The organism is Kluyvera ascorbata, from assembly GCF_023195735.1.
In the GTDB taxonomy this organism is placed as follows: domain Bacteria; phylum Pseudomonadota; class Gammaproteobacteria; order Enterobacterales; family Enterobacteriaceae; genus Kluyvera; species Kluyvera ascorbata.
The window spans coordinates 1,420,886-1,446,246 of record NZ_CP096201.1; the positions used below are offsets into that span (position 1 = coordinate 1,420,886).

Here is a 25,361-nt window from a genome sequence, read left to right on the forward strand (position 1 = left end):
CCGTTCACGCCATAATCACTGTTTTTAAACCTGAAAAGGCGGGCAATACCATGGAGATACGCGTTTTTCGCCAGTCGGACTTTGAAGAAGTCATCACCCTGTGGGAGCGCTGCGATCTGTTGCGCCCGTGGAACGATCCGGAGATGGACATCGAGCGCAAGGTTAACCATGACGTGAGTCTGTTTCTTGTCGCGGAAGTCAACGGTGAAGTGGTCGGCACCATTATGGGCGGCTACGATGGCCACCGCGGCTCTGCGTACTACCTGGGTGTGCACCCGGAATACCGTGGCCGCGGCATCGCCAATGCGCTGCTGAATCGCCTGGAGAAAAAGTTGATTGCCCGCGGTTGTCCGAAAATCCAGATCATGGTTCGTGAAGAAAACGACGTGGTGCTTGGTATGTACGAACGTTTAGGCTACGAACATGCCGACGCACAAAGTTTAGGTAAGCGCCTGATAGAAGATGAAGAGTACTGAGTTTTCACCCGCTGATTACGACCCGCAGGGCCGTCTGCGCCTGCCTTTTCTGTTCTGGTGTCTGCTACTGTTGCAGGCGCGGACGTGGGTACTTTTCCTGATGGCGGGCGCATCACGCGATCAGGGCGATGCGCTGCTGAATCTGTTTTATCCTGACCATAGCCTTTTCTGGATTGGGCTGCTTCCCGGCGTGCCGGCGGTTCTGGCCTTTTTGCTAAGCGGGCGGCGGCATCTTTATCCGCGCCTATGGAAATGGCTGCGCCCGGTCCTGATCCTCGCCCAACTGATTTTACTGCTCTGGCAGCCGTGGATGTGGCTGGGCGGTGAAGCGCTTTCCGGCGTGGGATTAAGCCTGTTTTTACTCGATATTTTTGCCTTATGGTGGCTTATCACCAACCGGCGTTTACACGCCTGTTTTACGGATGTCGCAGAATAGACGGCACTTTTTGTGTTTACTGGACTCCAATAGGCCTGACTTGAATATATAGGAAGTATCAATGAAATCGCTGCGTTTACTCTTGTGTGCCCTCCCTCTGGCGCTGACCGGCTGTTCAACGTTGTCGTCGGTGAACTGGTCTGCCGCCTATCCGTGGAACTGGTTTGGTTCCTCCGCCGGTGTGACGGAGCAGGGCGTGGGCGGCCTTAATGGGTCCACCGCGCTGAACGAACAGGCGATTAGCGATGCGCTTGGTAGCAGCTATCGTCTGCGTAGCGGGATGAAGGCGCACGACGGTAACATCGTTCATTACTTTGAAGCGCTGCGCGGCGATAAGCTGGCGCTGGTGATTAACGGCGATAGCGGCACCGTTAGCCGTATTGATGTTCTTGATGACAGTATTGAAGCCGCAGATGACGTGAAGGTCGGCACTCCGTTTAATAAAATTTACGATAAAGCCTTTGGCAACTGTCAGGCGACAACGGGAGACGACAGCAACGTCGTCGAGTGTAAGGCCAAAGGCAGCGAGCACATCAGCTACCAGTTCTCGGGCGACTGGCAGGGGCCGCAGGGTTTGATGCCGCCGGACGATACCTTGAAAAACTGGACGCTGAAGAAAATCATCTGGCGTCGCTAAATTTGACGCTAGATAGCCCGTAGATGTCAAAAGCGGGTACAATGTGTGAGGTTTTTATATGCCACGATGTCGTGGCATTTTATTTTCAGGAGGAGCGATGTCTCAGGTTCAGAGCGGCATTTTGCCGGAACATTGCCGCGCGGCGATTTGGATTGAAGCCAATGTTAAAGGGGACGTTAACGCCCTGCGTGCCGGTAGCAAAATTTTTGCCGAAAAGCTGGCGGCGTTTCAGGATAAATTCCCGGACGCGCATTTAGGCGCAGTGGTGGCGTTTGGTCACGACACCTGGCGCGAGCTGAGCGGCGGCGTAGGTGCAGAAGAGCTGAAAGACTTCCCTCCGTACGGTAAAGGACTTGCACCCTCCACGCAGTTTGATGTGCTGATCCACATTCTGTCGCTGCGCCACGACGTAAACTTCTCCGTTGCTCAGGCTGCACTGGTGGCGTTCGGTGATGCCCTGGACGTGCAGGAAGAAGTGCACGGTTTCCGCTGGGTTGAAGAGCGTGACCTGAGTGGTTTCGTTGATGGCACCGAGAACCCGGCGGGCGAAGAAACTCGCCGTGAAGTGGCCGTGATTAAAGACGGCGTTGATGCGGGCGGCAGCTATGTCTTCGTTCAGCGCTGGGAGCACAACCTCAAGCAGCTTAACCGCATGAGCGTACCGGATCAGGAAATGATGATTGGCCGTACCAAAGAAGCCAACGAAGAGATCGACGGCGACGAACGCCCGGAAACCTCTCACCTGACCCGTGTTGACCTGAAAGAAGACGGCAAAGGGCTGAAAATTGTGCGTCAGAGTCTGCCTTATGGCACCGCGAGCGGTACCCACGGCCTGTACTTCTGCGCGTACTGTGCGCGTCTGCATAACATTGAACAGCAGCTGCTGAGCATGTTTGGCGACACCGACGGTAAGCGCGATGCGATGCTGCGTTTTACTAAGCCGGTGACCGGTGGGTATTACTTTGCGCCTTCGCTGGATAAGTTAGTGGCGTTGTAAGGTGCATTCTCTTCAGATGCCATAAAACGTGTCGTCTGATAGTGATACCGGCATGCCGCAATCAGTAGAGCATCGTTATCAAGTTTGTAGACAAGTCGATGCTCTAATGTGATCCGGCGGGACCAGAATCCCGCCAGATCAAATTTCAGCGGTTCTGGCTTACCTTTGCCGATAAAGGGCGTGCGTTTAATCTCCCTGATAAGCTCGTTTATCTTTTTTATCATGCTCTTATCCGTATCTTGCCAGTACAGATAATCGTCCCATGCCTGTGCTGACCAGATAAGTTTCACTCCATCAGATCCCTTTGGATACCTTTTCCAGTCTTTAGCTCCTCAATCGCATCCATGAGTCGTCCGGCATTTGCGGGTGATTGCATCAGATAAGCGGTTTCTTCCAGCGAACTGTATTCCTCGAGCGACATCAGCACGCATGCCTTACCGTTTTGTTGGGTGATGATAATAGGGGCGCGATCTTCCGTCGCTTGCCGTAACGTTGTGGATAGGTTTTGCTGGGCTTCGCTATCGCTGATTATTCTCATTGCACTCTCCAGATGATGTCATACATATCCATTGTATGTGTGCGGATATTTGACCCTGGATTAACAGCCCGAACAAGCCGTTGATAATGCTTTTGCGAGGCGTTATCCAGATATTCCTGGCATGTTAAAAATCCTTATTCTCTTTTCAACTTCCAAATCACCAAACGGTATATAAAACCGTTACTCCTTTCGTCTCCGTTATAAATACACTGGTGCTCAGAGAGTCTTCAAACGATAGGGTGCGCAATGGCTATGACGTTACTGAAAAAAAGATACCTGGCGCTGGCCGCTTCAATGCTGCTGGTGGCACAAGCACAGGCGACGGAGCTGTTAAACAGCTCTTATGACGTCTCCCGTGAGCTGTTCGCCGCCCTGAATACGCCGTTTGAACAGCAATGGGCGAAGGACAACGCGGGTGACAAGCTGACGATTAAGCAGTCTCACGCCGGTTCTTCCAAGCAGGCGCTGGCTATTTTGCAGGGCTTAAAAGCTGACGTTGTAACTTATAACCAGGTGACCGATGTGCAGATTCTGCACGACAAAGGCAACCTGATCCCGGCCGATTGGCAGTCTCGTTTGCCAAATAACAGCTCGCCGTTCTACTCGACCATGGCGTTCCTGGTGCGTAAGGGCAACCCGAAGCATATCGAGAGCTGGAGCGATCTGGTGCGTCCGGACGTGAAGCTGATTTTCCCGAACCCGAAAACCTCCGGCAACGCGCGCTATACCTATCTGGCAGCGTGGGGCGCCGCGGACCAGGCTGACGGCGGTGATAAAGCCAAAACTCAGCAGTTTATGACTCAGTTCCTGAAAAATGTCGAAGTGTTTGATACCGGCGGCCGTGGCGCGACCACCACTTTCGTGGAGCGCGGTCTGGGCGATGTGCTGATCACCTTCGAGTCTGAAGTGAACAATATCCGCAAGCAGTATGAAGATCAGGGCTTCGAAGTGGTGGTGCCGAAGGTCAACATTCTGGCGGAGTTCCCGGTCGCGTGGGTCGACAAAAACGTCAAGGCTAACGGTACCGAGAAGGTGGCGAAAGCCTACCTGAACTATCTGTATAGCCCGCAGGCGCAGACCATCGTCACCGACTACTACTACCGCGTGAACAACCCGCAGGTGATGGACAAGCTGAAAGACAAATTCCCGCAGACCGAACTGTTCCGCGTGGAAGACAAATTTGGCGCCTGGCCTGAAGTGATGAAAACGCATTTCGCCAGCGGTGGTGAGTTAGACAAGCTGTTAGCGGCGGGGCGTAAGTAATGTTTGCTGTTTCTTCCAGACGCGTGCTGCCGGGCTTTACCCTGAGCCTCGGCACCAGTCTGCTGTTTGTTTGTTTAATTCTGCTGCTGCCGCTGAGCGCGCTGGTCATGCAACTGGCGCAGATGAGCTGGTCGCAGTACTGGGACGTGATTACCAACCCGCAGGTGGTGGCAGCCTACAAAGTGACGCTGCTGTCGGCGTTTGTGGCTTCGATTTTTAACGGCGTGTTCGGCCTGCTGATGGCGTGGGTGTTAACCCGCTACCGTTTCCCGGGCCGTACGCTGCTGGACGCGTTGATGGATCTGCCGTTTGCGCTGCCAACGGCGGTGGCAGGCCTGACGTTGGCGTCGCTGTTCTCAGTGAACGGCTTCTACGGTGAGTGGCTGGCGAAGTTTGATATTAAGGTGACCTACACCTGGCTCGGCATCGCGGTTGCGATGGCGTTCACCAGCATTCCGTTTGTGGTACGTACCGTTCAGCCGGTGCTGGAAGAGTTAGGCCCTGAATATGAAGAAGCGGCGGAAACCCTGGGTGCTACGCGCTGGCAGAGCTTCCGTAAAGTGGTGCTGCCGGAACTTTCCCCGGCGCTGGTGGCGGGCGTCGCGCTGTCGTTCACCCGCAGCCTTGGCGAGTTTGGCGCGGTGATTTTCATCGCCGGGAACATTGCCTGGAAGACGGAAGTGACCTCGCTGATGATCTTTATTCGCCTGCAGGAGTTTGATTATCCAGCGGCGAGCGCGATTGCATCGGTTATCCTCGCAGCCTCTCTGCTGCTGCTGTTCTCCATCAATACCTTGCAAAGTCGCTTTGGTCGACGTGTGGTAGGTCACTAATGGCGGAAGTTACTCAATTGAAGCGCTATGACGCACCCCGCATCAACTGGGGTAAATGGTTTCTGATTGGTACCGGGATGCTGGTTTCGGCCTTTATCCTGCTGGTACCGATGATCTACATCTTCGTCCAGGCCTTCAGCAAAGGGCTGATGCCGGTGCTGCATAACCTGGCCGACCCGGACATGCTGCACGCCATCTGGCTGACGGTGATGATTGCGCTGATTACCGTGCCGGTAAACCTGGTGTTCGGCGTGCTACTGGCATGGCTGGTGACGCGCTTTAACTTCCCGGGTCGTCAGTTGTTGCTGACGCTGCTGGATATCCCGTTTGCCGTCTCGCCGGTCGTCGCGGGTTTGGTTTATCTGCTGTTTTACGGTTCCAACGGCCCACTCGGCGGCTGGCTGGAAGCGCATAACCTGCAAATTATGTTTGCCTGGCCGGGCATGGTGCTGGTCACCATCTTTGTGACCTGCCCGTTCGTGGTTCGTGAATTGGTACCGGTAATGCTGAGCCAGGGCAGCCAGGAAGACGAAGCGGCGGTGCTGCTTGGCGCTTCCGGCTGGCAGATGTTTAAACGCGTCACGTTGCCAAATATTCGCTGGGCGCTGCTGTACGGCGTGGTGCTGACTAACGCCCGCGCAATCGGTGAGTTTGGCGCGGTGTCGGTGGTCTCCGGCTCGATTCGCGGCGAGACCCTGTCGCTACCGTTACAGATTGAACTGCTGGAGCAGGACTACAACACCGTCGGTTCCTTTACCGCCGCCGCGTTGCTGACCCTGATGGCTATTTTGACCTTGTTCTTAAAGAGTGCGTTGCAGTGGCGTTTGCATAATCAAGAAAAACGCGCGCAACAGGAGGGAAATCATGAGCATTGAGATTGCCAATATTAAGAAGTCTTTTGGTCGCACCCAGGTGCTGAATGATATCTCTCTGGATATCCCTTCCGGCCAGATGGTCGCGCTGCTGGGGCCGTCCGGCTCCGGGAAAACCACGCTGCTGCGCATCATTGCCGGGCTGGAGCACCAGACCAGCGGGCATATTCGCTTCCACGGCACCGACGTCAGCCGCCTGCACGCGCGCGATCGTAAAGTGGGATTTGTGTTCCAGCACTACGCGCTGTTCCGCCATATGACGGTGTTCGACAACATCGCCTTTGGCCTGACGGTGCTGCCTAAGTGCGAGCGCCCAAACGCCGCAACCATTAAAGCAAAAGTCACCAAACTGCTGGAGATGGTGCAGCTCGCCCATCTGGCAGACCGCTATCCGGCACAGCTCTCTGGCGGACAAAAACAGCGCGTGGCGCTGGCTCGTGCGCTGGCGGTGGAGCCACAGATTTTACTGCTCGACGAACCGTTTGGCGCGCTGGATGCGCAGGTACGTAAAGAGCTGCGTCGCTGGCTGCGTCAGCTACATGAAGAGCTGAAATTCACCAGTGTTTTCGTCACCCACGATCAGGAAGAAGCGATGGAAGTCGCTAACCGCGTGGTGGTGATGAGCCAGGGTAATATCGAACAGGCCGATGAGCCGGATCAGGTATGGCGAGAGCCAGCCACCCGCTTCGTACTGGAGTTTATGGGGGAAGTGAACCGTTTGCAGGGCACCATTCGCGGCGGGCAGTTCCACGTTGGCGCGCACCGCTGGCCGCTGGGCTATACGCCGTCGTATCAGGGGCCGGTGGATCTGTTCCTGCGTCCGTGGGAAGTGGACGTGAGCCGCCGTACCAGTCTCGATTCCCCGCTGCCGGTTCAGGTGCTGGAAGCCAGCCCAAAAGGTCACTACACCCAATTAGTTGTCCAGCCTCTGGGGTGGTATCACGAGCCGTTGACGGTGGTGATGCGCGGGGACGACGCGCCGCTGCGTGGCGATCGTCTGTTTGTGGGCTTGCAGAACGCACGCCTCTATCACGGCGACCAGCGTATTGAGTCCCATGAGACGCTTGCTCTGGCAGAAACGGCCTGATAGCTTAATCGCACGTGGTTTTGCCGGGTGGCGCTACGCTTACCCGGCCTACAAAACAATACTGACAGGCCCGGTAAGCGAAACGCAGCCGGGCTTTTTATTGGACAGCAGAAGTGAATACATTAGAACAAACGATCGGCAACACGCCGCTGGTCAAATTACAACGTCTGGGGCCGGATAACGGCAGTGAAATCTGGATCAAGCTGGAAGGCAATAACCCAGCGGGGTCGGTCAAAGACCGCGCGGCGCTGTCGATGATTGTCGAAGCCGAAAAACGCGGTGAAATAAAGCCGGGCGATGTGCTGATTGAAGCGACCAGCGGTAATACCGGCATTGCGCTGGCGATGATTGCGGCGCTCAAGGGCTATCGCATGAAGCTGCTGATGCCCGACAACATGAGCCAGGAGCGCCGTGCGGCAATGCGGGCCTACGGTGCCGAGCTGATTCTGGTCACTAAAGAACAAGGGATGGAAGGGGCGCGTGATTTAGCCCTTGAAATGGCCCAGCGCGGCGAAGGCAAGCTGTTGGATCAGTTCAACAATCCGGATAACCCGTACGCGCACTACACTACAACCGGCCCGGAAATCTGGCAGCAGACTGCGGGGCGCATTACCCATTTCGTCTCCAGTATGGGCACCACCGGGACGATTACCGGCGTGTCGCGCTTCTTACGCGAGCAGGACAACGCGGTGACTATCGTTGGCCTGCAGCCGGAAGAGGGCAGCAGCATTCCGGGGATTCGCCGTTGGCCTGCGGAATATATGCCGGGCATTTTTAACGCCAGTTTGGTTGACCAGGTGCTGGATATTCACCAGAACGACGCGGAAAACACCATGCGTGCGCTGGCGGTGAAAGAAGGCGTGTTCTGCGGCGTGAGTTCCGGCGGTGCGGTGGCGGGCGCCATTCGCGTGGCTGAACAACATCCGGGAGCAGTGGTGGTGGCGATCATCTGCGATCGCGGCGATCGCTACCTTTCAACCGGCGTGTTTGGCGAAGAGCACTTCAGCCAGGGCGCGGGGATTTAAACTTCCGGATTATCCAGCAGGTCTGTGCCGTAGGAGTTATCTACGGTACAGAGCCAGCGGCCTGCGAACTTTTGAAAAACGTAGGTAGCGCGGCGCGTAACCTGCGTTGACTCTCCCTGCGCTAACGGAATATCCAACCGGGTTTCCATAATCACCAGCGCGTTATCACCGCCTTCAATAATCTCCATTCGCCCCTGCGTCACCACTAGTCGATGCTGAAAATAGTCGGCGATGGCAGTAAACGCTTTGCGAATATTCTCTTTGCCGCTAACGACCATGCCCGGTTTGACCACCAGGGTGGCGTCGTCAGCATAGTATTCCATCAGCGTGGCGTAGTCCTCCTGCGAGATGGCGCGGTCGCAGGCTTCGATAACGGCTTTAAGCGATGATGCTGGCATGGATTCTCCTTGGCTAGGGGGACTTCCCCGGCGGCGCTGCGCTTGGCCGGGCTACGGGGTGCAGACTCGTAGCCCGGACGAGGAGAAGCCGACTCTGGGGAACTACTGGGTCAGCTTATCAAGGAATGCCCATAACTTCTGGTTCATTTCGCGATAATCGTGCGCGCGCATCTCCTCCACCGAGCGGATAAACGGTTTGCCTTTGGCCTCCGCCAGTTCCTGCTCGGAATGCTGAATCAACCCTTCGACGGCGTCAGCGGTAAATTCCATATGGCACTGGAAGCCATAAACCTTATCGCGATACTGAACGATTTGGCGCGGGCAGCCGGCGCTTTCGGCCAGGATTACCGCGTCTGCCGTCAGACCTGGCATATCGTTGTGCCAGTGGCCTACGGTTAAAGGTGAGCCCAAATGGCTGAATAGCGGGTGTTCGAGCCCAGCTGCGGTAAGCGTAATCGGGTAGTGGCCGATTTCTTTATTTGGGCTCTGTTGTACCTCTGCGCCCAGCGCTTCACCAATCAGCTGCGAGCCAAGACAAATCCCTACCACGATACGCCCAGCTTCAATCGCCTGGCGAATCAGCCGCTGCTCGGCTTTCGAATCAAAATAGGGGCACTCGGCAAGAGTGGTGCGCGGTGACTGCGGGCCGCCAAAGACCACCAGCATATCAAACCCGTCGGCGTTCTCCGGCACCGCGTTACCGGCGTAAACGTGGGTCTCGCTCATATTATGGCCGCGCGTAGCAGCCCAGGGCAGGTAGGCTCCCGCAGATTCAAATGATTCGTGGATAACAAAATGGACGCGCACGGAAGTTCTCCTGTTAGCGGCTTAGCGCCTGACGAATATCGCCAGCTAGCCGGTTGATGTCGTTGTCGTTGAGTGTTGAAAGCGTAATACGCAGGCCTTGCGCCGGAGACTGCACGCCAAAAGCATCGCCTTCGCGTACCAGCCAGCCGGATTTGGCGAGCGTAAAAGCCATGTCCTGGCTGGAGTCCGTAAGCGGTAGCCAGAAGTTCAGGCCATCGCCGTGGGCAATATGGGTTATCCCTTGCGCACGTAGCGCCTGCGCCATTTTTTGTTGTTGCCCGGCGTAAAACTGTCGGGTCTGTTCGAGGGATTGCTGGAAATCTGTGTCGCTTAAGCAGGCGTAGACCAGATCCTGCAACAGATGGCTGACCCATTGACTACCGGCGTTAAGCCGCAATCTCAGCTTCGCCGAGGTAGCGGTATCGCTGGCGACAAAAGCTAGCCGCAGATCCGGGCCTAACGTTTTCGACACTGAACGAACCACCGCCCAGTGCTGTGTTTGCGGCGCAATCACCGGGTGCCAGGGCGCTTCGGCGAGTAGGGCAAAGTGGTCGTCTATTATCACTAGCGTTTGCGGGTAGCGGCTCAGCACCTGCTGTAATGCAGCGGCGCGGGCGGCGCTCAGGCTGCACCCGGTGGGGTTATGGGCGCGTGGCGTCAGGATCACGGCACGAGCGCCTTTACTCAACGCCTGCTCCAACTGTTCTGGCTGCATCCCTTCACGGTCAATGCTGACCGGGCTGGCGTTAAAGCCGCTGTAGCGTAGCATGCTGATGCTGCTCAGAAAGCAGGGGTCTTCGACGGCAACGCTGTCGCCAGGCAGAAGGTGGGCGCTCAGCAGGCGCTCAATAGCATCAATCGCCCCGCTGGTAAGGTCGATTTCTCCAGCTACGGGCATAACATCCTGCATCCACTGCGCCGCCCAATCGGCCAGAGCTGGTGATACCGGCGTATCGCCGTACAGACGCGGCGTGCTGCTGATGCGTGAGAGGTACTGCGCCAGGTTTGGCAGTCGTTTCGTTGCGGGATTACCGCTGGAGAGATCGGTAAGCGGCGTATGCGGATTACCGCCTTCCAGCGCCACCGGAGCGGCGGTCTCTTTAACCACGGTGCCGTTACGACCCAGGCTCAGCGCCAGCCCGGAGGTCACCAGCCGCTTATAGGCAGACGCCACCGTGTTGCGGTTTACGCCAAGCCGGGTAGCCAGTTCACGCACCGGCGGCAGCGTTTCTCCCTTCGCTAATGTCCCGCGGGTGATATGCTGACGAATACTGTCAAAGATTTCGTTGGCGCTTTTTCCGTCGATCATTATTGACCTATGACAAAATGAATTTTAGCATATGACGATAATAGTGAGGCGTTAGCCCGCTGTCCAGAGTCAGAGGAGAAGTAGATGGGGCAGGATAGTGAGATACAGTCGGTGCTCTTCAACGATACGCACCGGGCATTACAGACGGACATCGTGGCCGTTCAATCGCTGGTGGTCTACGGCAGCGTAGGTAACAGCATTGCGGTACCCGCGATAAAATCCCACGGCCTGAGGGTGACTGCCGTGCCGACGGTGCTGTTCAGCAACACGCCGCACTACGAGACGTTCTACGGCGGCGTCATTCCCGGTGAGTGGTTCGGCGGCTATCTGAAGGCACTGAATGAGCGTGATGCGCTGCGTGAACTGAAGGCGGTCACCACCGGCTATATGGGCAGCGCGGAGCAAATTGCGCTACTGGCCGAGTGGCTGAAAACGGTACAGGTATCGCACCCGGATATCTGCATTCTGGTCGACCCGGTCATTGGCGATGTCGATAGCGGTATCTACGTGAAGGCGGAAATTCCGCAAGCCTATCGTACCCATTTGTTGCCGCTGGCGCAGGGGCTAACGCCGAACGTGTTCGAGCTGGAAATGCTGAGTGGCAAGCCGTGCCGTACGCTGGATGAAGCGGTTCTGGCGGCAAAATCTTTACTCAGCGATACGCTGAAGTGGGTGGTGATCACCAGCGCGCCAGGACGGACGGAAAACAACATTACCGTCGCCGTTGTGACACCGGAAGCGGTAGAGGTGATTGAACACCCGCGTCTGGAAACGGACTTAAAAGGCACCGGCGATCTGTTTTGCGCTGAGCTGATTAGCGGCATCGTACGGCAACAGCCGCTCGCCGCCGCGGCACATGCGGCGGCAGAACGGGTGCTGGCAGTGATGAGTTGGACGCAGAAATGCGGTTGTGATGAGCTAATACTGCCGCCGGCAGGGGAGGTGCGATGAAGTGTTATCGTCTGGTTATTCGGCATAATGGCCGTCTGGTAGGGCATTTTGATACCAGCGGGCAGGATGCCCTTGAGGATGCCTGCGTCGCGCGGGCAATGTTTGGCGTTACCGGTGGCTATCAGTGTGAACTGCTGGTGTCCGATTCCGAGCGCCGGATGCTGGAAAGCGGGCCGGAAGGAATGAAAGTTCTGATGCGCGAACCGTGTTTTCGTCCGGTGACGTCACAGCTGTAACCCGTAAGTTGGCGCTGAAATGTTCGCAATATTGTAGGCCTGATAAGCGTAGCGCCATCAGGCAGTGCGCCGCTCCATCGCCGGATGGCGGCGCAAGCGCCTTATCCGGCCTACATACTACAGGCAAAAAAAATGGCGCCATTCGGCGCCATTTTTATATGCGGTTAAGCATTATTTTTTAATGCGAATAACCGGGGTCTCACCCACTGTCACGCTACCGGACAGTTTGGTCAGTTCTTTGATCTCGTCCATGTTGGAGATAACCACCGGAGTCAGGGTAGACTTGGCTTTTTCTTCCAGCAGGGCCAGATCGAACTCAATCACGGTGTCGCCAACTTTAACGCGCTGGCCTTCTTCCGCGATGCGAGTGAAACCTTCGCCTTTCAGTTCAACGGTATCGATACCGAAGTGAACGAACAGCTCGATGCCGCTATCGGATTCGATAGAGAAAGCGTGGTTGGTTTCAAAAATTTTACCGATGGTGCCGTCAACCGGTGCAACCATTTTGTTACCGGTTGGTTTGATAGCAATGCCATCGCCAACAATCTTCTCAGCAAACACTACATCCGGCACGTCTTCGATGTTGACGATTTCGCCAGAGAGCGGTGCAATGATCTCAATGGTTCCGGTGTCTTTTTTATCATCAGAAACCAGAGATTTCAGTTTATCGAACAAACCCATGATCTTCTCCTAAGCAGTAATTTGGGCCGCGTCTCGTGGATTAGCAGATTGTTTTTTCTTCAATGAACTTGTTCACCAACGCCAGCAGTTCGTCTGTGGTCGGTTGAGCAAGCGCTTGCTCTGCTAATACCTTCGCATCTTCGAAGTTCGTGTTACGGATAATCTTCTTAATGCGCGGGATAGAAATGGCGCTCATAGAGAATTCGTCCAGACCCATCCCCAGCAACAGAAGTGTAGCACGTTCGTCGCCTGCAAGCTCACCACACATGCCAGTCCATTTGCCTTCAGCATGAGAAGCATCAATAACTTGCTTGATCAAAGTGAGGACAGACGGTGACATTGGCTGGTAAAGATGTGAAATCATATCATTACCACGGTCAACTGCCAGAGTATACTGCGTTAAATCATTGGTACCGATACTAAAGAAATCAACTTCTTTGGCTAAATGACGCGCAATGGTCGCTGCCGCAGGTGTTTCCACCATTACGCCAACTTCGATTGATTCGTCAAACGCTTTACCTTCGTCGCGCAGTTCCTGTTTGTAGATTTCGATCTCTTTCTTCAGTGCACGCACTTCTTCAACAGAGATGATCATCGGGAACATGATGCGCAGTTTGCCGAAAGCAGAGGCACGCAGGATAGCGCGAACCTGGTCACGCAGGATCTCTTTACGATCCATTGCGATACGCACGGCACGCCAGCCCAGGAACGGGTTCTCTTCTTTCGGGAAGTTCATGTACGGCAGCTCTTTGTCGCCACCGATATCCATGGTACGGACGATAACTGCCTGAGAGCCACACGCTTCAGCAACGGCTTTGTACGCCGCAAACTGCTCTTCTTCAGTTGGCAGCGCGTCGCGGTCCATGAACAGGAATTCGGTGCGGTACAGACCAACACCTTCTGCGCCGTTACGCTCAGCACCGTCGATATCACGCACGGTACCGATGTTGGCACAAACTTCAACCTGGTGGCCATCAAGGGTGATTGCCGGCAGATCTTTCAGTTTAGCCAGTTCGGCTTTCTCATTGGCAACCTGCTCCTGAATGGCGCGCAGCTGCTCAATTTCTTCGTTAGTTGGGTTGACGTAAACTTTGTTGTTCACGGCATCCAGAATCAGATAGTCGCCATTTTTCACCTGAGTGGTGACGCTACCGGTACCCACGATGGCTGGCAGCTCCAGGGAACGCGCCATGATAGAGGTGTGGGAAGTACGGCCACCGACGTCAGTGATAAAGCCCAGCACCTTCTTCAGGTTCAGCTGTGCGGTTTCAGACGGCGTCAGGTCTGCGGCAACCAGGATAACTTCATCCTGAATGGCGCTCAGGTCAATAATGGCCAGACCCAGGATGTTGCGCAGCAGGCGCTTACCGATGTCACGTACGTCAGCCGCACGTTCTTTCAGGTATTCATCATCCAGTTCTTCCAGGGCAGTTGCCTGACCTTCGATAACTTCATGCGCAGCTGCATCAGCCGTCATGTTCTTATCTTTAATCAGGGCTATGATTTCCTGCTCCAGCTCCTCATCTTCGAGCAGCATGATGTGCCCTTCGAAGATGGCTTCTTTTTCTTCACCGAAAGTTTCGCCAGCCTTGGTCTTGATAGCTTCCAGCTGAGCTGACGCTTTAGAACGACCGCTCAGAAAACGTTCAACTTCCTGCTCTACTTTATCGGCAGAAATTTTCTTCCGGTCGATGACAATTTCATCTTCTTTCAGCAGCAGTGCGTTGCCAAAAGCGATACCCGGGGATGCTAAAATGCCTGAAATCATAACCCTACCTTACTTGTGACTGATATTTAAAAGAACTCGTTGAACTTACTCGAGTTCAGCCATCAGTTTAACCAGATGCTCAACTGCTTTCTGCTCGTCTTCACCTTCTGCGGACAGGGTAACAACGGTGCCCTGGGTCAGACCCAGAGTTTGCAGTTTGAACAGGCTTTTCGCGCTAGCGCTTTTGCCGTTGGAGGTCACAGTGATCTCGGAAGTGAAGCCTTTCGCTTCTTTAACAAACTGAGCAGCAGGGCGGGTATGCAGACCGTTCGGAGCGGTAATGGTAACTTCTTGCTGGAACATTATATTTCCCCAACTTATAGGTTTAGTGTTGTGGAACTAAAGTCTAGCCTGGTGGATAGACTTTAGCCTGTATTACAAATCAAGCGACGCCCACAAAATCAGCACTACCATCGGCGACAAACCATCCGACGCAGACGCTTCTGGCCTTTGACGTTTCGCTTATCATTAAACATTATGCCGTGAAAGCAGGATTTGAACCAAATCATAAAATCGATTCAGCTAGTGGAAAACCTGTTAAGAATAATTTCGCGGCTCAAAATAAATATGAGAGGTTAAATACCAGACCTACGGAGGTGAATCAATGCCAGGGGGGGTAAAAGTTTGATGTATGCCACAAAAAAGCACCCAGAAGGGTGCTTTTTTACACGATTTTAACCGACTGGCATTACTGTTGCAGTTCTTTCTCGGTGAAGAGATCTGCGAACAGCGCCGTGCTTAAATAACGCTCACCCGAAGACGGTAGGATAACCACAATATTCTTATTGGTAAAGGTTTCATCTTCCTGGAGTTTCAATGCTGCGGCAACCGCTGCACCGGAAGAGATACCCGCCAGAATGCCTTCTTCTTCCATCAGGCGGCGCGCCGTGGAAATAGCTTCTTCGTTGGTAATCGCGACAACTTTGTCGATCAGCTTCAGATCGAGGTTGCCTGGGATAAAGCCTGCACCGATGCCCTGAATTTTGTGTGGGCCTGGTTTCAGTTCTTCGCCCGCCAGCGCCTGAGCGATAACCGGAGAATCGGTTGGCTCAACGGCAACGGAAATCAGGTCCGTTTTGCCTTTGGTATTTTTGATGTAGCGCGTAACGCCGGTCAGCGTACCGCCGGTGCCCACGCCTGCAATGAATACGTCAACCTGCCCGTCGGTATCTTCCCAGATTTCCGGGCCGGTGGTTTTTTCGTGGATTTCCGGGTTAGCCGGGTTGCTGAACTGCTGCAGCAACAGGAATTTTTCTGGGTTGCTGGCAACGATCTCTTCGGCTTTTTGAATGGCACCTTTCATGCCTTTCGCGCCTTCGGTCAGTACCAGATTCGCGCCCAGCGCTTTCAGCAGCTTGCGGCGTTCAACGCTCATGGTTTCTGGCATGGTCAGCGTCAGCTTATAACCACGCGCGGCTGCAACATAGGCCAGAGCGATACCGGTGTTGCCGCTGGTTGGCTCAACCAGTTCGATGCCAGGTTTCAGCACACCGCGTTTTTCGGCATCCCAAATCATATTGGCACCGATACGGCATTTGACGCTAAAGCTTGGGTTACGTGACTCAACCTTCGCCAGAATACGTCCGTTACCGATGCGGTTCAGTCGTACCAGTGGTGTATGACCGATAGTCAGGGAGTTATCTTCAAAAATCTTACTCATGGCCTATCCTTAACTGTATGAAATTTGGGGTACTCGACCAGCATACCTGCTTAAAGATTCTGCGGAAGTAAGGATTTCGCATATCTATATACTGAAGGGAAATAATGGCTATCGGGATGGAATAAGGCAAGGCATAACGGTAAAAGGTAGGCCGGATGGCGCTGCGCCTATCCGGCCTAAACATCAGTTGTGCATTAGGTCTGAAAGTGAGGTTATTTCCACATGGCGTGTTTATCGCGATAGCAGTCAACCCACATCGCCGTTGCGCCGCAGATAGCGACGGGAATAATGACCAGGTTCAACACGGGAATCAGCGTGAACAGGCTTACCAGTGAACCAAACTGCATATTGGTCACTTTGCGGGTGCGCAGCGCCTCTCGCATGGTCTTAAACGGTACTTTATGGTTGTCGAATGGATAGTCGCAGTACTGAATGGCCAGCATCCATGCGCTGAACAAGAACCACAGCACAGGGGCTACCGTCTGACCGATTCCCGGAATAAAGTACAGCAGGAGCAGCACGATGGCGCGTGGCAGATACCACGCGAGCTTCTGCCATTCGCGTTTCATGATGCGCGGCAGATCCTTCATCATGCCAATCACCCCAGTATCCGGCGGCGTTGCACCAGTTAAGCGCGCTTCCAACTGTTCGGCCAGCAGGCCGTTAAACGGCGCGGCAATCCAGTTGGCGATGGTTGAAAAGAAATAGCCGAAAACCAGCAGAATGGAGATAACCACCACCGGCCATAGCAGGTAGCTCAGCCACTGCAGCCAGTCGGGGATACGGCTCATTAAGGACGGAATCCAGCTTTCCAGCTTGCTGAACAGCCACCAGAAGGCGCCGCCCATCAGAATAATATTGACCAACAGCGGTAAGATGACGAATCGGCGGATACCCGGCATGCCGATCAGTTTCCAGCCCTGAGAGAAGTAGTAAACGCCGCTACGTGCGGCAGGGGTGGGCGATGAAACCATGGTCAGATGAAGCTCCTTTAACTGACTACATTGAAAAGACGTCTATATATTATCGGGTTGTTGGACAATGACCAGTTAGGAAATGTTCGAAAAACCAGCAAAAAATACGATTTTACTCATCTTTCTGCGGTGAATGTCATGTGCACACTTGCACTTGACGTGATGGGCAAATACTCTTAGTGAGTAAATGTTTGCCGTGGTGGCAAGGTGTTAGAACAACAGAGAATATAATGATGCAGGATTTGCGTCTGATATTAATCATTGTTGGCGCGATCGCCATACTTGCTTTACTGGTTCATGGTTTCTGGACGAGCCGTAAAGAGCGTTCATCTATGTTCCGCGATCGTCCAATGAAGCGAATGAAGTCTCGTGATGCCGATGATGAATCGGAAGAAGACTTCGATGACAATGTTGAAGGCGTGGGTGAAGTTCGTGTCCACAAGGTCAATCACGCCCCTGGGGCTGCTGGGGAGCATGAAGCCCCTCGTCACGCGCCTCAACACCAGTACCAGCCGCCTTACGAGCGTCAGGCGCCTCAGCCTGCGCGCGCGCCAGAGCCGGTACAGCAGCCGCATGCACAACAGCCGCATCAGCCTGCACAGCCCGCGCCGGTACCGCCGCCGCAGCCTGTACAGCAGCCTCAGCGACCGCCGGTGGTAGAGCCTCAGCCTGTGGCCCAGGCGCCACAGCACGTTGCTCAGCAGCCCGTCGCACCGCAGGCACCACAGCCGGTTGCAGAACCCGTACAGCCGCCGCAGCCAGAACCGGTTGCTGCCCAGCCTGCGCCTGAACCCGCTCAGCCAGAGAAACCTGAGCGTAAAGAAACGGTCATCGTGATGAACGTCTCTGCGCATCAGGGTACGCAAATTAACGGTGAACTGCTGCTGAACAGCATCCAGCAGGCCGGTTTTAAATTTGGCGATATGAATATTTTCCATCGTCATCTCAGCCCGGACGGCAGTGGCCCGGCATTGTTTAGCCTGGCCAACATGTTGAAGCCTGGTACTTTTGATCCAGATACCATGGCTGAGATGCTCACGCCTGGCGTCACCATCTTTATGCAGGTGCCGTCCTACGGCGACGAGCTGCAGAACTTCAAGCTGATGCTGCAATCAGCGCAGTATATTGCTGACGAAGTGGGTGGTGTGGTGCTGGACGATCAGCGCCGTATGATGACGCCGCAAAAGCTGCGTGAGTATCAGGACCGTATCCGCGAAGTCAAAGACGCTAACGCCTGATAGGCTCGCGCGTTGCCAATCCTTCCTGAACCCCCGCCTGTCGGGGGTTTTTTATCATTGATGGTGTGATATGCAATCTATAGAACAACAACTGAATGAACTGCGAGCGACGCTTCGCCATCATGAATATCTGTATCACGTTTTAGATACCCCGGAACTGCCGGACGCGGAGTATGACCGTCTGATGCGTGAACTGCGCGAGCTTGAAGCGCAGCACCCGGAGCTGATTACCTCCGATTCGCCGACTCAACGCGTTGGCGCCGAGCCGCTGGCGGCGTTCAGCCAGATTCGCCATGAAGTGCCGATGCTGTCGTTGGACAATGTCTTTGACGAAGAGAGCTTCCTTGCTTTTAACAAGCGCGTTCAGGATCGCCTCAAGAGCACGGATAAACTGACCTGGTGCTGCGAGCTTAAGCTGGACGGCCTGGCGGTCAGTATCCTGTATGAAAACGGTGTGTTTGTCAGCGCTGCGACCCGTGGTGATGGTACCACCGGTGAAGACATCACTTCGAACGTCCGAACTATTCGCGCCATTCCGCTGAAGCTGCGCGGAGATAACATTCCGGCTCGCCTGGAAGTGCGTGGCGAAGTGTTTATGCCGCAGGCTGGGTTTGAAAAAATCAACGACGAAGCTCGTCGCACCGGCAATAAAGTGTTCGCCAACCCGCGTAACGCCGCCGCAGGCTCACTGCGCCAGTTAGACCCGCGGATTACCGCGAAGCGACCGCTTACTTTCTTCTGCTATGGCGTGGGCGTACTCGAAGGCGGCGAACTGCCGGATACTCATCTGGGGCGCTTGCTACAGTTTAAAGCCTGGGGGCTGCCGGTGAGCGATCGCGTCACGCTGTGCGACTCCCCGGAGGAAGTGCTTGCTTACTATCACAAGGTAGAAGCAGACCGTCCGACGCTCGGTTTTGATATCGATGGTGTGGTCATCAAGGTGAACTCGCTGGATTTACAGGAACAGCTAGGCTTCGTGGCCCGTGCGCCGCGCTGGGCGGTGGCGTTTAAGTTCCCGGCGCAGGAACAGATGACCTTTGTGCGCGACGTGGAGTTTCAGGTAGGGCGCACCGGGGCGATTACGCCAGTGGCGCGCCTTGAGCCGGTGCAGGTAGCCGGTGTGCTGGTCAGTAACGCGACGCTGCATAACGCCGATGAAATCGAACGTCTTGGCCTGCGCATCGGCGATAAAGTGGTGATTCGCCGTGCGGGTGATGTTATTCCGCAGGTGGTCAACGTGGTGCTTTCCGAGCGTCCGGATGACACTCAGGAAATCGTCTTCCCGACCCATTGCCCGGTGTGTAATTCCGATGTCGAGCGCGTGGAAGGCGAAGCCGTTGCTCGTTGCACCGGTGGCCTTATCTGCGGCGCACAGCGCAAAGAGTCGCTCAAGCACTTCGTTTCCCGCCGTGCGCTCGACGTGGACGGCATGGGCGACAAAATCATCGACCAACTGGTCGAAAAAGAATATGTCCATACTCCGGCCGATCTTTTCACCCTGACCGCAGGCAAACTGACCGGGCTTGACCGTATGGGGCCGAAATCGGCGCAGAACGTGGTCAGTGCGCTGGAAAAAGCGAAGCAGACCACCTTTGCTCGTTTCCTCTATGCGTTAGGTATCCGTGAAGTCGGTGAAGCGACGGCGGCCGGGCTGGCGGCCTACTTTGGCACGCTTGAGGCGCTGGAAGCTGCGTCCATTGAAGAGCTGCAAAAAGTCCCTGATGTCGGCGTGGTGGTGGCGAATCACGTCTTCAACTTCTTCGCCGAAGAGAGCAACCGTAACGTTATCCAGCAACTGCTGAAAGAGGGTGTGAACTGGCCTGCTCCAGTGGTGATTAACGCCGAAGAGATAGACAGCCCGTTTGCTGGCAAAACCGTGGTGCTGACCGGCAGCCTGAGCCAGATGTCCCGTGACGATGCCAAAGCGCGTTTGGTTGAGCTGGGCGCGAAAGTCGCCGGTAGCGTGTCGAAGAAGACCGACCTGGTGATTGCCGGTGAAGCCGCGGGCTCGAAGCTTGCCAAAGCGCAGGAGCTTGGTATTGAGGTTATCGACGAAGCTGAAATGCTGCGTCTGCTAGGAGTCTGAGGTGGATAAAGCGCAGCTGATTGAGATAGCCAACACCGAAATGCCGTTCGGCAAATATAAAGGTCGGCGGCTGATTGATGTGCCGGAAGAGTATCTGCTGTGGTTTGCCCGAAAGGATCAGTTTCCGGCCGGGCACCTTGGCGAACTGATGCAGCTGACGCTGCTCATCAAAACGGAAGGGCTGAGCCAGCTGGTTCAGCCCCTGAAACGCTAGCTTCCTACGCGGGCATGCTCTTTGGCCTGCGCTTTTTCGGCCTGCGCCTTGTAGCGACGGGCCAGCACCGCACAGGTCATCAGCTGAATCTGGTGGAAGATCATCAGCGGCAGCACCATCATCCCCAACACTGACGTCGGGAAGAGAATATTGGCCATTGGAATACCGTTGGCCAGACTCTTTTTCGACCCGCAGAAGACAATCGTAATCTCATCCGCCTTGTTGAAGCCCAGACGACGAGCGACCACGGTATTAATCAGAATCACCAGCGCCAGCAGCACGATGCTTACCACGACGATAAACAGCAGTGACCCTACGCCAACCTTATGCCAGATACCGTTGACCACCGCTTCGCTGAAGGCGGAATAGACCACCAGCAGAATAGAAGTCTGGTCGGTTTTGGATATCCACTTTTTGTGTTTGGTCACAAACGCCGCCGTCCATGGACGGGAAAGGTGCCCCAGCACAAACGGCAGCAGCAGTTGCAGCATGATTTTGCCCACCTGCTCAAGGCTACCGCCTGCGCCGTGTACGTTCATCACCAGGCCAACCAGCAGCGGCGACAGGAAGATACCCAGCAGGCTGGACGCCGATGCAGAACACACCGCGGCGGCGACGTTACCGCCAGCCAGTGAAGTAAAGGCGATAGCGGACTGTACGGTAGCGGGCAGAATGCACAGATACAGGAAGCCGGCATAAAGCTGCGGGTCGACGTTAATCGGTGCCCACCAGGCAAACAGTACGCCCAATACCGGGAAGACCACGAAGGTGCTGCACATTACCCACAGGTGCAAGCGCCAGTGGCTACCACCGGCAATAATCGACTCACGGGACAGCTTGGCACCGTGCATAAAGAACAGCAGTGCGATGGCGGCTGTGGTCAGATTTTCAAAAAAGGGAACGAAGTCGCCGCGCGCCGGAAAGAAGGTGGCAAGCAGGACAACCGCAATAAGGGTCAGCGTAAACGGATCTAAAATGCGGAAAAGTTTCATAAAGACTCCTGAAGATCGATGCATACATTTTGCTTTTTTATTTTTGAGAAATAAAATTGATTTATTGCATTCATTCATGAAAAAAACAGATGAATTACTCATTGCGGCAGTTGAAGGTGTTTGTCACGGTGGCGCAGGCGAAGAGTTTTAGCCGGGCAGGGGAGATAATCGGCCTCAGCCAGTCGGCGGTCAGCCATAGCGTGAAGGAACTGGAGAGTCAGACGGGCGTCCGCCTGCTTGACCGTACCACGCGCGAAGTGGTGCTGACGGAAGCGGGGCAGCAGCTTGCCGCTCGCCTGGAACGGCTTCTGGATGAGCTACAGGGCACGCTGCGGGAGGCGGGACGTACCGGACAGCAGCTAAGTGGTACGGTCAGGGTGGCGGCTAGCCAGACGATTTCAGCGCATCTGATCCCTCAGTGCATCGCCGAAAGCAACCGCCGGTATCCGGACATTCGCTTTGTGCTGCACGACCGGCCGCAGCAGTGGGTGCTGGAGAGTATCCGCCAGGGAGATGTTGATTTTGGTATCGTTATCGATCCTGGCATAGTGGGGGATTTGCAGTGCGAAACGGTGCTCTCCGAGCCGTTCTTCCTGCTGTGTCGCAACGATCACCCATTTGCCGTTATGCCGGAAGTGGACTGGCAGGCGCTTCAGGGGGCGGAACTGGTGCTACAGGATTATGCTTCCGGCAGCCGGATGCTGATTGATGCGGCGCTCCAACTGCATCAGATTGAGGCGAACATCGTGCAGGAAATTGGCCACCCGGCGACGCTGTTTCCCATGGTGACGGCAGGAATTGGCATCAGCATTATTCCGGCGCTGGCGTTACCGTTGCCGGAAGGGAGTCCACTGGTGGTGAAGCGGATGTCACCAGGCGTAGAGCGCCAGCTGATGCTGGCGAGACGGAAAAATCGTTCGCTCTCCACCGCAGCCCAGGCTCTGTGGGACGTGGTACGGGAGCAGAGCCAGTGTCTGACGAATAAACGTCAACAGGACCCGCTCTATCAGACGTAGATATCGATTTGGTGATCGTCGCTGGGTGAGTTGATGCCGGTTGTCGCGGCCGACGAGGCGTCGAGTTTTTCTTGCTCTTTTTCAGCTTGCTGGCGCTGTAGCTGAGCAAGCTGCGCTTCCAGCATGGTTATCTGTTCCTGAATCATTTCCGCTTGCTTTTGTTTTTCTTCCGTACTCCCGCTGCCATCAGCAATCTCTTTGAGCTGCTGGGTCAGCTTAACAATCTGTTGGGTGATACGTGCCATTTGTGATGCCGCATCGTTACCGCTCGGAGCAGCGTTGCTGGTGGTAGTTTTTAGCGAAGCGATAGAGGTAGCGCTGATGGTGGTCATGGTGAACGCCTTATTGGGAGAAATATAAGGAGTATCGGCAGAATGGGGGGAGACTTGAGCTTTTCCCGGCGGCGCTGCGCTTGGCCGGGCTACATAAAACGCAGATAGCAAAAAGGCGCCTTTAGGGCGCCTTTTTACATTGGTGGGTCGTGCAGGATGACTCACTTCGCTCGCCCTTCGGGCCGTCGCCGTAAACGGCTCCGTTGTCTCACTACGTTCGACACCGAACCTGCGGCAGGTTCGAATCGTTTATATCGCAGATAGCAAAAAAGCGCCTTTAGGGCGCTTTTTTACATTGGTGGGTCGTGCAGGATGACTCGCTTCGCTCGCCCTTCGGGCCGTCGCCGTAAACGGCTCCGTTGTCTCACTACGTTCGACACCGAACCTGCGGCAGGTTCGAATCGTTTATATCGCAGATAGCAAAAAAGCGCCTTTAGGGCGCTTTTTTACATTGGTGGGTCGTGCAGGATTCGAACCTGCGACCAATTGATTAAAAGTCAACTGCTCTACCAACTGAGCTAACGACCCGAAGTGGTGGGTGATGACGGGATCGAACCGCCGACCCCCTCCTTGTAAGGGAGGTGCTCTCCCAGCTGAGCTAATCACCCACTTCGGTACTTCACATTTTGACAGAAAATCCAGCTGGCGAGAAAGTGGTGGGTGATGACGGGATCGAACCGCCGACCCCCTCCTTGTAAGGGAGGTGCTCTCCCAGCTGAGCTAATCACCCACTTCTCAATTTTCTGTTCTACACGGCGGAGACTACATAAAGTAGTTGGTGGGTGATGACGGGATCGAACCGCCGACCCCCTCCTTGTAAGGGAGGTGCTCTCCCAGCTGAGCTAATCACCCCCGCTGTGTGGAGTCGCATTATAGGGAGAGTTGAAAATGAGTCAACGCCTTTTATAAATAATTTATCTGTTCGTCGTAAAATTAGACAATGCGATCGCAAAACGCGCTATGGTGTATGAATTGTATGCAAAAAATGCAAACCATGCGCTTGCGGTGGGAACAACCGAGTGGGAGTGATAGAATATTGCCCACTTCTATTTCCAGGATTTGCCGGTTGTCGGCATGTTTATAAACGTAAGGCCATTTCATGAAAATCAAAACTCGCTTCGCGCCTAGCCCGACTGGCTATCTGCACGTCGGCGGTGCTCGTACTGCTCTTTATTCCTGGCTTTTCGCACGTCACCATAAAGGTGAGTTTGTGCTGCGTATTGAAGACACCGATCTCGAGCGCTCAACGCCGGAAGCCATTGAAGCCATCATGGATGGTATGAACTGGCTGAATCTGGAGTGGGATGAAGGCCCGTACTATCAGACCAAACGTTTCGACCGCTACAACGCGGTGATTGATGAAATGCTGGAAGCAGGCACGGCATATAAATGCTACTGCTCCAAAGAACGTCTGGAAGCGCTGCGCGAAGAGCAGATGGCAAACGGCGAGAAGCCGCGTTATGACGGCCGTTGCCGACACGGTCATGAACATCATGCTGACAATGAGCCATGCGTGGTGCGTTTTGCTAACCCGCAGGAAGGTTCCGTTATCTTTGACGACCAGATCCGTGGGCCGATCGAATTCAGCAACCAGGAGCTGGACGATCTGATCATCCGTCGTACTGATGGTTCCCCAACCTACAACTTCTGCGTTGTGGTTGACGACTGGGATATGGAAATTACCCATGTTGTCCGTGGTGAAGACCATATCAACAACACCCCGCGTCAGATAAACATCCTGAAAGCGCTGAATGCGCCGGTGCCGGTTTACGCGCACGTATCGATGATCAACGGCGACGACGGTAAAAAACTGTCTAAACGCCATGGCGCGGTCAGCGTCATGCAGTATCGTGATGACGGCTACCTGCCGGAAGCGCTGCTGAACTATCTGGTGCGTCTGGGCTGGTCCCATGGCGATCAGGAGATCTTCACCCGTGAAGAGATGATCGAATTCTTCTCTCTGGGCGCGGTCAGCAAATCCGCCAGTGCGTTCAACACCGACAAACTGCAGTGGCTGAACCACCACTACATCAATACGATGGCGCCGGAATATGTCGCGACGCACCTGCAGTGGCATATTGAGCAGGAAAATATTGATACCCGCGTGGGCCCGCAGCTGAGCGAGCTGGTGAAACTGCTGGGTGAGCGCTGCAAGACCCTGAAAGAGATGGCGCAGAGCTGCCGTTACTTCTATGAAGACTTTGCAGAGTTCGACGCGGACGCCGCGAAGAAACACTTGCGCCCGGTAGCACGTCAGCCGCTGGAAGTGGTGCGTGATAAAATCTCCGCAATCACTGACTGGACCGCTGAAAACGTCCACCACGCGATTCAGGCAACCGCCGATGAGCTGGAAGTGGGTATGGGTAAAGTCGGTATGCCGCTGCGTGTTGCCGTTACCGGCGCAGGTCAGTCACCAGGCCTGGACGTAACCGTTCATGCGATCGGTAAATCCCGTAGCATCGAGCGCATCAACAAGGCGCTGGCGTTTATCGCCGAGCGTGAAAGCCAGCAGTAATCGGCATTCAGATGTAAAAA

At 54.9% G+C, this 25,361-nt stretch carries 27 protein-coding genes, 4 tRNA genes and 1 pseudogene; 16 read left to right on the plus strand and 16 right to left on the minus strand.

Annotated features, from left to right (window positions below):
• The first annotated feature begins 50 nt into the window (after nucleotides 1-50).
• The 4 genes from MY052_RS06710 to MY052_RS06725 all read left to right on the plus strand — a co-directional run bounded on the left by MY052_RS06710 (nucleotide 51) and on the right by MY052_RS06725 (nucleotide 2,546).
• Nucleotides 51-476 (plus strand): GNAT family acetyltransferase, encoded by a 426-nt coding sequence (locus MY052_RS06710; protein WP_035891508.1) that lies wholly within the window; start codon nucleotides 51-53, stop codon nucleotides 474-476.
• Nucleotides 463-912 (plus strand): DUF2919 domain-containing protein, encoded by a 450-nt coding sequence (locus MY052_RS06715; protein ID WP_248538406.1) that lies wholly within the window; start codon nucleotides 463-465, stop codon nucleotides 910-912. The genes MY052_RS06710 and MY052_RS06715 overlap by 14 nt, the downstream gene beginning before the upstream one ends.
• Before the next feature lie 61 nt (nucleotides 913-973).
• Nucleotides 974-1,549 (plus strand): RpoE-regulated lipoprotein, encoded by a 576-nt coding sequence (locus MY052_RS06720; RefSeq protein ID WP_202217463.1) that lies wholly within the window; start codon nucleotides 974-976, stop codon nucleotides 1,547-1,549.
• Between the two features lie 97 nt (nucleotides 1,550-1,646).
• Nucleotides 1,647-2,546 carry a Dyp-type peroxidase gene (locus MY052_RS06725; RefSeq protein WP_248538407.1) on the plus strand — a complete coding sequence of 300 codons (900 nt, stop codon included), beginning with the start codon at nucleotides 1,647-1,649 and terminating at the stop codon, nucleotides 2,544-2,546.
• A 38-nt stretch (nucleotides 2,547-2,584) separates the two neighbouring features.
• On the opposite strand, the pseudogene MY052_RS06730 reads toward MY052_RS06725, so the two are convergent.
• Both MY052_RS06730 and yefM read right to left on the minus strand, forming a co-directional pair.
• Nucleotides 2,585-2,836, minus strand: a pseudogene (locus tag MY052_RS06730) (Txe/YoeB family addiction module toxin); the annotation flags it as partial.
• Nucleotides 2,833-3,084 carry a YoeB-YefM toxin-antitoxin system antitoxin YefM gene (yefM, locus tag MY052_RS06735; RefSeq protein WP_248538408.1) on the minus strand — a complete coding sequence of 84 codons (252 nt, stop codon included), beginning with the start codon at nucleotides 3,082-3,084 and terminating at the stop codon, nucleotides 2,833-2,835. The gene yefM and the pseudogene MY052_RS06730, both read right to left, overlap by 4 nt.
• Nucleotides 3,085-3,330: 246 nt before the next feature.
• On the opposite strand from yefM, the gene MY052_RS06740 reads away from it, so the two are divergent.
• The 5 genes from MY052_RS06740 to cysM all read left to right on the plus strand — a co-directional run bounded on the left by MY052_RS06740 (nucleotide 3,331) and on the right by cysM (nucleotide 8,164).
• A complete protein-coding gene (locus MY052_RS06740; RefSeq protein ID WP_248538409.1) occupies nucleotides 3,331-4,347 on the plus strand; it encodes a sulfate ABC transporter substrate-binding protein in 1,017 nt (338 codons plus the stop codon).
• Nucleotides 4,347-5,180 carry a sulfate/thiosulfate ABC transporter permease CysT gene (gene cysT / locus MY052_RS06745; RefSeq protein WP_035897290.1) on the plus strand — a complete coding sequence of 278 codons (834 nt, stop codon included), beginning with the start codon at nucleotides 4,347-4,349 and terminating at the stop codon, nucleotides 5,178-5,180. Before MY052_RS06740 ends, cysT begins: the two co-directional genes overlap by 1 nt.
• Nucleotides 5,180-6,055, plus strand: coding sequence for a sulfate/thiosulfate ABC transporter permease CysW (cysW, locus tag MY052_RS06750; protein WP_123650233.1), 876 nt, complete (start codon nucleotides 5,180-5,182; stop codon nucleotides 6,053-6,055). Before cysT ends, cysW begins: the two co-directional genes overlap by 1 nt.
• Complete coding sequence (gene cysA / locus MY052_RS06755) at nucleotides 6,045-7,139, plus strand: sulfate/thiosulfate ABC transporter ATP-binding protein CysA (protein ID WP_248538410.1); 1,095 nt, start codon at nucleotides 6,045-6,047, stop codon at nucleotides 7,137-7,139. Before cysW ends, cysA begins: the two co-directional genes overlap by 11 nt.
• A 113-nt stretch (nucleotides 7,140-7,252) precedes the next feature.
• The gene (cysM, locus tag MY052_RS06760; protein WP_248538411.1) at nucleotides 7,253-8,164 is read left to right on the plus strand and encodes a cysteine synthase CysM; all 912 of its coding nucleotides are present in this window, start codon (nucleotides 7,253-7,255) and stop codon (nucleotides 8,162-8,164) included.
• Here cysM and MY052_RS06765 read toward each other — a convergent pair.
• The 3 genes from MY052_RS06765 to ptsJ form a co-directional block, all read right to left on the minus strand.
• On the minus strand, nucleotides 8,161-8,562 hold the full coding sequence (locus tag MY052_RS06765) for a YybH family protein (RefSeq protein WP_248538412.1): 402 nt from the start codon (nucleotides 8,560-8,562) through the stop codon (nucleotides 8,161-8,163). The two genes, cysM and MY052_RS06765, sit on opposite strands and share 4 nt — an antisense overlap.
• A 102-nt stretch (nucleotides 8,563-8,664) precedes the next feature.
• Nucleotides 8,665-9,369 (minus strand): type 1 glutamine amidotransferase, encoded by a 705-nt coding sequence (locus MY052_RS06770; RefSeq protein WP_248538413.1) that lies wholly within the window; start codon nucleotides 9,367-9,369, stop codon nucleotides 8,665-8,667.
• A gap of 13 nt (nucleotides 9,370-9,382) precedes the next feature.
• Nucleotides 9,383-10,678: a MocR-like B6 salvage transcription factor PtsJ gene (gene ptsJ, locus MY052_RS06775; RefSeq protein ID WP_248538414.1), complete on the minus strand. Its 1,296-nt coding sequence runs from the start codon at nucleotides 10,676-10,678 to the stop codon at nucleotides 9,383-9,385.
• An 84-nt stretch (nucleotides 10,679-10,762) separates the two neighbouring features.
• On the opposite strand from ptsJ, the gene pdxK reads away from it, so the two are divergent.
• Both pdxK and MY052_RS06785 read left to right on the plus strand, forming a co-directional pair.
• Nucleotides 10,763-11,629 carry a pyridoxine/pyridoxal/pyridoxamine kinase gene (gene pdxK, locus MY052_RS06780; RefSeq protein WP_248538415.1) on the plus strand — a complete coding sequence of 289 codons (867 nt, stop codon included), beginning with the start codon at nucleotides 10,763-10,765 and terminating at the stop codon, nucleotides 11,627-11,629.
• Nucleotides 11,626-11,865, plus strand: coding sequence for a cytoplasmic protein (locus tag MY052_RS06785; RefSeq protein ID WP_115073804.1), 240 nt, complete (start codon nucleotides 11,626-11,628; stop codon nucleotides 11,863-11,865). The genes pdxK and MY052_RS06785 overlap by 4 nt, the downstream gene beginning before the upstream one ends.
• 171 nt (nucleotides 11,866-12,036) lie before the next feature.
• Here MY052_RS06785 and crr read toward each other — a convergent pair whose 3' ends face one another.
• From crr to cysZ, 5 genes are all read right to left on the minus strand, one after another.
• Nucleotides 12,037-12,546, minus strand: coding sequence for a PTS glucose transporter subunit IIA (gene crr, locus MY052_RS06790; protein WP_035896914.1), 510 nt, complete (start codon nucleotides 12,544-12,546; stop codon nucleotides 12,037-12,039).
• A 40-nt stretch (nucleotides 12,547-12,586) separates the two neighbouring features.
• Nucleotides 12,587-14,314 (minus strand): phosphoenolpyruvate-protein phosphotransferase PtsI, encoded by a 1,728-nt coding sequence (gene ptsI, locus MY052_RS06795; protein WP_035896912.1) that lies wholly within the window; start codon nucleotides 14,312-14,314, stop codon nucleotides 12,587-12,589.
• A 45-nt stretch (nucleotides 14,315-14,359) separates the two neighbouring features.
• Entirely contained in the window at nucleotides 14,360-14,617 is a 258-nt protein-coding gene (ptsH, locus tag MY052_RS06800; protein WP_002913505.1) for a phosphocarrier protein Hpr, read from the minus strand.
• A gap of 385 nt (nucleotides 14,618-15,002) precedes the next feature.
• Complete coding sequence (gene cysK, locus MY052_RS06805; protein ID WP_035896911.1) at nucleotides 15,003-15,974, minus strand: cysteine synthase A; 972 nt, start codon at nucleotides 15,972-15,974, stop codon at nucleotides 15,003-15,005.
• A gap of 212 nt (nucleotides 15,975-16,186) precedes the next feature.
• A complete protein-coding gene (cysZ, locus tag MY052_RS06810) occupies nucleotides 16,187-16,948 on the minus strand; it encodes a sulfate transporter CysZ (RefSeq protein WP_248538416.1) in 762 nt (253 codons plus the stop codon).
• Between the two features lie 230 nt (nucleotides 16,949-17,178).
• Here cysZ and zipA point away from each other — a divergent pair, with 230 nt between their 5' ends.
• From zipA to MY052_RS06825, 3 genes are all read left to right on the plus strand, one after another.
• On the plus strand, nucleotides 17,179-18,186 hold the full coding sequence (zipA, locus tag MY052_RS06815; RefSeq protein WP_248538417.1) for a cell division protein ZipA: 1,008 nt from the start codon (nucleotides 17,179-17,181) through the stop codon (nucleotides 18,184-18,186).
• A gap of 70 nt (nucleotides 18,187-18,256) precedes the next feature.
• The gene (gene ligA, locus MY052_RS06820; protein WP_035896908.1) at nucleotides 18,257-20,272 is read left to right on the plus strand and encodes an NAD-dependent DNA ligase LigA; all 2,016 of its coding nucleotides are present in this window, start codon (nucleotides 18,257-18,259) and stop codon (nucleotides 20,270-20,272) included.
• Nucleotide 20,273: 1 nt separating this feature from the next.
• On the plus strand, nucleotides 20,274-20,486 hold the full coding sequence (locus MY052_RS06825; RefSeq protein WP_035896906.1) for a DUF3820 family protein: 213 nt from the start codon (nucleotides 20,274-20,276) through the stop codon (nucleotides 20,484-20,486).
• On the opposite strand, the gene MY052_RS06830 is transcribed toward MY052_RS06825, so the two are convergent.
• A complete protein-coding gene (locus MY052_RS06830; protein WP_248538418.1) occupies nucleotides 20,483-21,478 on the minus strand; it encodes a bile acid:sodium symporter family protein in 996 nt (331 codons plus the stop codon). The genes MY052_RS06825 and MY052_RS06830 overlap by 4 nt on opposite strands.
• Nucleotides 21,479-21,567: 89 nt before the next feature.
• On the opposite strand from MY052_RS06830, the gene MY052_RS06835 reads away from it, so the two are divergent.
• Complete coding sequence (locus MY052_RS06835; RefSeq protein WP_035896915.1) at nucleotides 21,568-22,494, plus strand: LysR family transcriptional regulator; 927 nt, start codon at nucleotides 21,568-21,570, stop codon at nucleotides 22,492-22,494.
• On the opposite strand, the gene MY052_RS06840 is transcribed toward MY052_RS06835, so the two are convergent.
• The 5 genes from MY052_RS06840 to MY052_RS06870 form a co-directional block, all read right to left on the minus strand.
• Nucleotides 22,485-22,826, minus strand: a complete 342-nt coding sequence (locus MY052_RS06840) for a FlxA-like family protein (RefSeq protein ID WP_035896903.1) — start codon at nucleotides 22,824-22,826, stop codon at nucleotides 22,485-22,487. The two genes, MY052_RS06835 and MY052_RS06840, sit on opposite strands and share 10 nt — an antisense overlap.
• 452 nt (nucleotides 22,827-23,278) lie before the next feature.
• A tRNA-Lys gene (locus MY052_RS06855) sits at nucleotides 23,279-23,354 on the minus strand.
• 4 nt (nucleotides 23,355-23,358) lie between these two features.
• Nucleotides 23,359-23,434: transfer RNA gene (locus MY052_RS06860), tRNA-Val, on the minus strand.
• A gap of 46 nt (nucleotides 23,435-23,480) precedes the next feature.
• Nucleotides 23,481-23,556, minus strand: a tRNA-Val gene (locus MY052_RS06865).
• A gap of 46 nt (nucleotides 23,557-23,602) precedes the next feature.
• Nucleotides 23,603-23,678, minus strand: a tRNA-Val gene (locus MY052_RS06870).
• Nucleotides 23,679-23,925: 247 nt separating this feature from the next.
• Between MY052_RS06870 and gltX the strand changes: the two genes are divergently transcribed.
• Entirely contained in the window at nucleotides 23,926-25,341 is a 1,416-nt protein-coding gene (gene gltX / locus MY052_RS06875) for a glutamate--tRNA ligase (RefSeq protein ID WP_035897893.1), read from the plus strand.
• Nucleotides 25,342-25,361 lie beyond the last annotated feature (20 nt).

What these genes read in the sequence shown, in the direction of transcription:
- ptsJ (WP_248538414.1), bottom strand. Translation starts at nt 10,678, where the DNA reads ATGATCGACGGAAAAAGCGCCAACGAAATCTTTGACAGTATTCGTCAG.
- cysZ (WP_248538416.1), bottom strand. Translation starts at nt 16,948, where the DNA reads ATGGTTTCATCGCCCACCCCTGCCGCACGTAGCGGCGTTTACTACTTC.
- gltX (WP_035897893.1), top strand. Translation starts at nt 23,926, where the DNA reads ATGAAAATCAAAACTCGCTTCGCGCCTAGCCCGACTGGCTATCTGCAC.
- MY052_RS06740 (WP_248538409.1), top strand. Translation starts at nt 3,331, where the DNA reads ATGGCTATGACGTTACTGAAAAAAAGATACCTGGCGCTGGCCGCTTCA.
- cysA (WP_248538410.1), top strand. Translation starts at nt 6,045, where the DNA reads ATGAGCATTGAGATTGCCAATATTAAGAAGTCTTTTGGTCGCACCCAG.
- MY052_RS06720 (WP_202217463.1), top strand. Translation starts at nt 974, where the DNA reads ATGAAATCGCTGCGTTTACTCTTGTGTGCCCTCCCTCTGGCGCTGACC.
- MY052_RS06835 (WP_035896915.1), top strand. Translation starts at nt 21,568, where the DNA reads ATGAATTACTCATTGCGGCAGTTGAAGGTGTTTGTCACGGTGGCGCAG.
- cysT (WP_035897290.1), top strand. Translation starts at nt 4,347, where the DNA reads ATGTTTGCTGTTTCTTCCAGACGCGTGCTGCCGGGCTTTACCCTGAGC.
- cysW (WP_123650233.1), top strand. Translation starts at nt 5,180, where the DNA reads ATGGCGGAAGTTACTCAATTGAAGCGCTATGACGCACCCCGCATCAAC.
- MY052_RS06710 (WP_035891508.1), top strand. Translation starts at nt 51, where the DNA reads ATGGAGATACGCGTTTTTCGCCAGTCGGACTTTGAAGAAGTCATCACC.
- MY052_RS06715 (WP_248538406.1), top strand. Translation starts at nt 463, where the DNA reads ATGAAGAGTACTGAGTTTTCACCCGCTGATTACGACCCGCAGGGCCGT.
- yefM (WP_248538408.1), bottom strand. Translation starts at nt 3,084, where the DNA reads ATGAGAATAATCAGCGATAGCGAAGCCCAGCAAAACCTATCCACAACG.
- ligA (WP_035896908.1), top strand. Translation starts at nt 18,257, where the DNA reads ATGCAATCTATAGAACAACAACTGAATGAACTGCGAGCGACGCTTCGC.
- ptsH (WP_002913505.1), bottom strand. Translation starts at nt 14,617, where the DNA reads ATGTTCCAGCAAGAAGTTACCATTACCGCTCCGAACGGTCTGCATACC.
- zipA (WP_248538417.1), top strand. Translation starts at nt 17,179, where the DNA reads ATGATGCAGGATTTGCGTCTGATATTAATCATTGTTGGCGCGATCGCC.
- pdxK (WP_248538415.1), top strand. Translation starts at nt 10,763, where the DNA reads ATGGGGCAGGATAGTGAGATACAGTCGGTGCTCTTCAACGATACGCAC.
- MY052_RS06765 (WP_248538412.1), bottom strand. Translation starts at nt 8,562, where the DNA reads ATGCCAGCATCATCGCTTAAAGCCGTTATCGAAGCCTGCGACCGCGCC.
- MY052_RS06830 (WP_248538418.1), bottom strand. Translation starts at nt 21,478, where the DNA reads ATGAAACTTTTCCGCATTTTAGATCCGTTTACGCTGACCCTTATTGCG.
- MY052_RS06840 (WP_035896903.1), bottom strand. Translation starts at nt 22,826, where the DNA reads ATGACCACCATCAGCGCTACCTCTATCGCTTCGCTAAAAACTACCACC.
- ptsI (WP_035896912.1), bottom strand. Translation starts at nt 14,314, where the DNA reads ATGATTTCAGGCATTTTAGCATCCCCGGGTATCGCTTTTGGCAACGCA.
- crr (WP_035896914.1), bottom strand. Translation starts at nt 12,546, where the DNA reads ATGGGTTTGTTCGATAAACTGAAATCTCTGGTTTCTGATGATAAAAAA.
- cysK (WP_035896911.1), bottom strand. Translation starts at nt 15,974, where the DNA reads ATGAGTAAGATTTTTGAAGATAACTCCCTGACTATCGGTCATACACCA.
- MY052_RS06725 (WP_248538407.1), top strand. Translation starts at nt 1,647, where the DNA reads ATGTCTCAGGTTCAGAGCGGCATTTTGCCGGAACATTGCCGCGCGGCG.
- MY052_RS06785 (WP_115073804.1), top strand. Translation starts at nt 11,626, where the DNA reads ATGAAGTGTTATCGTCTGGTTATTCGGCATAATGGCCGTCTGGTAGGG.